Here is a 5955-nt window from a genome sequence, read left to right as displayed (position 1 = left end):
TATCTGAACATAAAACACTATCAATAAGTTGGAGTCATTACCCTTTTTTCAACTTCTGATGGATGCGAGTGATTGAACTCATACATTAATGTTTTCCCACGAAGTCTTTTTTCAGGTAAGCCTTCGCACATATCGGTAAATAGCTTGCCTGCTTTTATTTTTTCTGTCATCGACATGTTCATTTTTAACATTCCGTCCTGATAAGTTGGTCGGATAAGGCGCTCGCGCCGTATCCGACATTAATTTCTTAAGCGTCTTCATTCACCTGGCGACGCAGCAGGGAAAGTGGGCCGGGGCCGCTAAGCGTGAACACGGAAATTAAGGTGAAGCCCAGCGCCACCAGACCCAGCACCAGGTAAGCGCCATGGAAACCGATGCTTTCATACATATTGCCCGCCAGAATAGACATAAAAATCATCGCCAGTTGCTTAAAGAAGCAGAAACAGACCAGATAAATCGTCGCTGAAAAACGCACTTCAAACTGGCTGGTAATATATTTAAAGCTGCCCACCAGCAGGAACGGTACTTCAAACATATGCAGCGTTTTCAGAATAACCACTTCCAGTGCTGAGGTAGCGAACGATGAGCCAATAATACGTACTGACATAATAGTGCCAGCCAGCAGCAGGGCGTTTTTCCCACCGATGCGATTAATGATCAGTGGCGCAAAAAACATAATCGAGGCGTTAAGTAATTCGCCCATTGTCGTTACGTAGCCAAATACCCGCGTACCCTGTTCACCGGTAGCAAAGAACGAAGTAAAGAAATTAGCAAACTGTTGGTCAAAAACATCGTAGGTGCAGGAAACGCCAATAACATACAGTGACAAAAACCACAGTTTTGGCTGTCTGAACAGTTCCAGCGCCAGCTTAAGGCTAAATGCCGAATGGTTGGCACCTACCGCATTGGCAACCGTGGCAGAAGAGGGCGCATCCGTTTTGGCGAAAAAGAGTAAAACGGCGAGGATGAGTGCACAGCCAGAACCCAGCCAGAAAACAAACTGATTATTGATGGTGAACATGATGCCGACAATCGAGGCACACAGCGCCCAGCCAACACAGCCAAACATCCGCGCGCGACCAAATTCGAAATTACTGCGACGGCTGACTTTCTCGATAAATACCTCTACTGCTGGCGCACCGGCGGTAAAACAAAAGCCAAGATAAATACCACCAACAATCGCTCCTACTAAAATGTTGTATTGTAACAGTGGCCCGAAGATAAAAATAAAGAACGGCGCAAACATCACTAACATGCCGGTAATAATCCACAGCAGGTATTTTCGCAGTCCGAGTTTGTCAGAAATCAGACCAAACAGCGGTTGGAATAATAGCGAGAACAGAGAAATAGCGGCAAAAATAATACCCGTATCACTTTTGCTGATATGGTTGATGTCATGTAGCCAAATCGGGAAAAACGGGAAGTAGGATCCCTTGATAAAAAAGTAAAAGAAAAAGAATAAACCGAACATCCAAAAGTTTGTGTTTTTTAAATAGTACATAATGGATTTCCTTACGCAAAATACGGGCAGACATGGCCTGCCCGGTTATTATTATTTTTGACACCAGAGCAACTGGTAATGGTAGCGACCGGCGCTCAGCTGGAATTCCACCGACACTGACGAGCACCAGGAGTCGTCGCCACCAATCCCCATATGGAAACCGTCGATATTCAGCCATGTGCCTTCTTCCGCGTGCAGCAGATGGCGATGACTGGTTTCCATCAGTTGCTGTTGGCTGTAGCGGCTGATGTTGAACTGGAAGTCGCCGCGCCACTGGTGTGGGCCATAACTCAATTCGCGCGTCCCGCAGCGCAGACCGTTTTCGCTCGGGAAGACGTACGGGGTATACATGTCTGACAATGGCAGATCCCAGCGGTCAAAACAGGCCGCAGTAAGGCGGTCGGGATAGTTTTCTTGCGGCCCTAATCCGAGCCAGTTTACCCGCTCTGCTACCTGCGCCAGCTGGCAGGTCAGGCCAATCCGCGCCGGATGTGGCGTATTGCTCGCCACTTCAACATCAACGGTAATCGCCATTTGACCACTTCCATCAATCCGGTAGGTTTTCCGGCTGATAAATAAGGTTTTCCCCTGATGCTGCCACGCGTGGACCGTGGTAATCAGCACCGCGTCGGCAAGTGTATCTGCCGTGCACTGCAACAACGCTGCTTCGGCCTGGTAATGGCCCGCCGCCTTCCAGCGTTCGACCCAGGCGTTAGGGTCAATGCGGCCAATGTCATTATCCAGCGGTGCACGGGTGAACTGATCGCGCAGCGGCGTCAGCAGTTGTTTTTTATCGCCAATCCACATCTGTGAAAGAAAGCCTGACTGGCGGTTAAATTGCCAACGCTTATTATCCAGCTCGATGCAAAAATCCGTTTCGCTGGTGGTCAGTTGCGGGATGGCGTGGGGCGCGGAGGGTTGTGTCACGCTGAGGTTTTCCGCCAGACGCCATTGCTGCCAGGCGCTGATGTGCCCGGCTGCTGACCATGTGGTCGCGTTCGGTTGCACTACGTGAACCGTTAGCCAGAGTTGCCCGGTGCTCTCCGGCTGCGGTAGTTCAGGCAGTTCAATCAACTGTTTTCCTTGTGGAGCGACATCCAGAGGCACTTCACCGCTTGTCAGCAGCTTGCCATCCAGCGCCACCATCCAGCGCAGGAGCTCGTTATCGCTATGACGGAACAGGTATTCGCTGGTCACTTCGATGGTTTGCCCGGATAAACGGAACTGGAAAAACTGCTGCTGGTGTTTTGCTTCTGTCAGCGCCGGATGCGGCGTGCGGTCGGCAAAGACCAGACCGTTCATGCAGAACTGGCGATCATTCGGCGTATCGCCAAAATCACCGCCGTAAGCCGACCACGGGTTGCCGTTTTCATCATATTTAATCAGCGACTGATCGACCCAGTCCCAGACGAAGCCGCCCTGTAAACGGGGGTACTGACGAAACGCCTGCCAGTATTTAGCGAAGCCACCAAGACTGTTACCCATTGCGTGGGCATATTCGCAAAGGATCAGCGGACGCAGTTCTCCAGGCAGCGAAAGCCATTTTTTGATGGACCATTTCGGCACAGCCGGGAAGGGCTGGTCTTCATCCACACGCGCGTACATCGGGCAAATAATATCGGTTGCGGAGGTGTCGGCTCCGCCGCCTTCATACTGTACCGGGCGGGAAGGATCGACAGATTTGATCCAGCGATAGAGTGCGTCGTGATTAGCGCCGTGGCCTGATTCATTCCCCAGCGACCAGATGATCACACTCGGGTGATTACGATCGCGCTGCACCATTCGCGTTACGCGTTCGCTCATCGCGGGTAGCCAGAGCGGATCATCGGTCAGACGATTCATTGGCACCATGCCGTGGGTTTCAATATTGGCTTCATCCACCACGTACAGGCCGTAGCGGTCGCACAGCGTGTACCACAGCGGATGATTCGGATAATGCGAACAGCGCACGGCGTTAAAGTTGTTCTGCTTCATCAGCAGGATATCCTGCACCATCGTCTGCTCATCCATGACCTGACCATGCAGAGGATGATGCTCGTGACGGTTAACGCCGCGAATCAGCAACGGCTTGCCGTTCAGCAGCAGCAGACCATTTTCAATCCGCACCTCGCGGAAACCGACATCGCAGGCTTCTGCTTCAATCAGCGTGCCGTCGGCGGTGTGCAGTTCAATCACCACACGATAGAGATTCGGGATTTCGGCGCTCCACAGTTTCGGGTTTTCGACGTTCAGACGTAGCGTGACGCGATCGGCATAACCGCCACGCTCATCGATAATTTCACCGCCGAAAGGCGCGGTGCCGCTGGCGACCTGCGTTTCACCCTGCCACAAAGAAACCGTCACCCGCAGCTCATCGCGCAGCTCGCCGTACATCTGAACGTCTGCCTCCAGTACAGCGCGGCTGAAATCATCATTAAAGTGAGTGGCTACATGGAAATCGCTGATTTGCGTGCTCGGTTTATGCAGCAACGAGACGTCACGGAAAATGCCGCTCATCCGCCACATATCCTGATCTTCCAGATAACTGCCGTCACTCCAGCGCAGCACCATCACCGCGAGGCGGTTTTCTCCGGCGTGTAAAAATGCGCTCAGGTCAAATTCAGACGGCAAACGACTGTCCTGTCCGTAACCGACCCAGCGCCCGTTGCACCACAAATGAAACGCCGAGTTAACACCATCAAAAATAATTCGCGTCTGGCCTTCCTGTAGCCAGCTTTCATCAATATTAAATGTGAGCGAGTAACAACCCGTCGGATTCTCCGTGGGAACATACGGCGGATTGACCGCAATGGGATAGGTCACGTTGGTGTAGATAGGCGCATCGTAACCGTGCATCTGCCAGTTTGAGGGGACGATGACAGTATCGGCGTCAGGAAGATCGCGCTCCAGCCAGCTTTCTGGTACCGCTTCTGGTGCCGGAAACCAGGCAAAGCGCCATTCACCATTCAGGCTGCGCGACTCTTGGGAAGGGCGATCGGTGCGAGCCTCTTCGCTATTACGCCAGCTGGCGAAAGGGGGATGTGCCGCAAGGCGATTAAGTTGGGTAACGCCAGGGTTTTCCCAGTCACGACGTTGTAATACGACGGCCAGTGAATCTGTAATCATTGTCATAGTTGTATCCTGTGTGAATTGTTATCGGTAACATACGAGCCGGACACATAGAGTGTAAAGCCTGGGGTGCCTAATGAGTGAGCTGACTCACATTAATTGCGTTGCGCTCACTGCCCGCTTTCAAGTCGGGAAACTTGTCGTGCCAGCTGCATTAAGGAATCGGCCAACGTGCGGGGAGAGGTGGTTTGCGTATTGGGCGCCAGGGTGGTTTTTCTTTTCACCAGTGAGACGGGCAACAGCTGATTGCTCTTCACCGCCTGGCCCTGAGAGAGTTTCAGCAAGCGGTCCACGCTGGTTTTCCCCAGCAGGCGAAAATCCTGTTTGATGGTGGTTAACGGCGGGATATAACACGAGCTGTCTTCGGTATCGTCGTATCCCACTACCGAGATATCCGCACCAACGCGCAACCCGGACTCGGTAATGGCGCGCATTACGCCCAGCGCCATCTGATCGTTGGCAACCAGCATCGCAGTGGGAACGATGCCCTCATTCAGCATTTGCATGGTTTGTTGAAAACCGGACATGGCACTCCAGTCGCCTTCCCGTTCCGCTATCGGCTGAATTTGATTGCGAGTGAGATATTTATGCCAGCCCGCCAGACGCAGACGCGCCGAGACAGAACTTAATGGGCCCGCTAACAGCGCGATTTGCTGGTGACCCAATGCGACCAGATGCTCCACGCCCAGTCGCGTACCGTCTTCATGGAAAAAATAATACTGTTGATGGGAGTCTGGTCAGAGACATCAAGAAATAGGGCCGGAACATTAGCGCAGGCAGCTTCCACAGCAATGGCATCCTCGTCATCCAGCGGATAGTTAATGATCAGACCACTGACGCGTTGCGCGAGAAGGTTATGTACCGCCGCTTTACAGGCTTCGACGCTGCTTCGTTCTACCATCGACACCACCACGCTGGCACCCAGTTGATCGGCGCGAGATTTAATCGCCGCGACAATTTGCGACGGCGCGTGCAGGGCCAGACTGGAGGTGGCAACGCCAATCAGCAACGACTGTTTGCCCGCCAGTTGTTGTGCCACGCGGTTGGGAATGTAGTTCAGCTGCGCCACCGCCGCTTCCACCTTTTCCCGCGTTTTCGCAGAGACGTGGCTGGCCTGGTTCACCACGCGGGAAACGGTCTGATAAGAGACACCGGCATACTCTGCGACATCGTATAGCGTTACTGGTTTCACATTTACCACCCTGAATTGACTCTCTTCGGGTGCTATCATGCCATACCACGAAATGTTTTGCGCCATTCGGAGGGGGCACGCCGAAGTGAGATTCAAAATGCCGACGTCAGTTCACAGGTGGGTAATGATACCAACGTGTTGATTTCGTATTTTC

Annotated in this window: 2 protein-coding genes and 2 pseudogenes; all 4 read right to left on the bottom strand. The window is 52.6% G+C overall.

Translation table 11 applies throughout. From position 1 onward, the window contains the following. Positions 1-41 precede the first annotated feature (41 nt). Positions 42-182, bottom strand: a pseudogene (locus tag HMPREF3178_RS29965) (maltose acetyltransferase domain-containing protein); the annotation flags it as partial. Positions 183-247: 65 nt separating this feature from the next. Then, entirely contained in the window at positions 248-1501 is a 1254-nt protein-coding gene (gene lacY, locus HMPREF3178_RS14615) for a lactose permease (RefSeq protein WP_070585253.1), read from the bottom strand. 51 nt (positions 1502-1552) lie between these two features. Beyond that, positions 1553-4612 (bottom strand): beta-galactosidase, encoded by a 3060-nt coding sequence (lacZ, locus tag HMPREF3178_RS14610; protein ID WP_070585251.1) that lies wholly within the window; start codon positions 4610-4612, stop codon positions 1553-1555. A 107-nt stretch (positions 4613-4719) separates the two neighbouring features. Further along, positions 4720-5801, bottom strand: a pseudogene (gene lacI / locus HMPREF3178_RS14605) (DNA-binding transcriptional repressor LacI). Positions 5802-5955: the final 154 nt, after the last annotated feature.

The sequence above is a fragment of the Klebsiella sp. HMSC09D12 genome, assembly GCF_001808475.1.
Taxonomy (GTDB): domain Bacteria; phylum Pseudomonadota; class Gammaproteobacteria; order Enterobacterales; family Enterobacteriaceae; genus Klebsiella; species Klebsiella oxytoca.
This window is presented reverse-complemented; position numbering and strand designations above follow the sequence as displayed.

Coding starts and splice junctions, on each gene's coding strand:
- lacZ (WP_070585251.1), bottom strand. CDS start 4,612: ATGACAATGATTACAGATTCACTGGCCGTCGTATTACAACGTCGTGAC.
- lacY (WP_070585253.1), bottom strand. CDS start 1,501: ATGTACTATTTAAAAAACACAAACTTTTGGATGTTCGGTTTATTCTTT.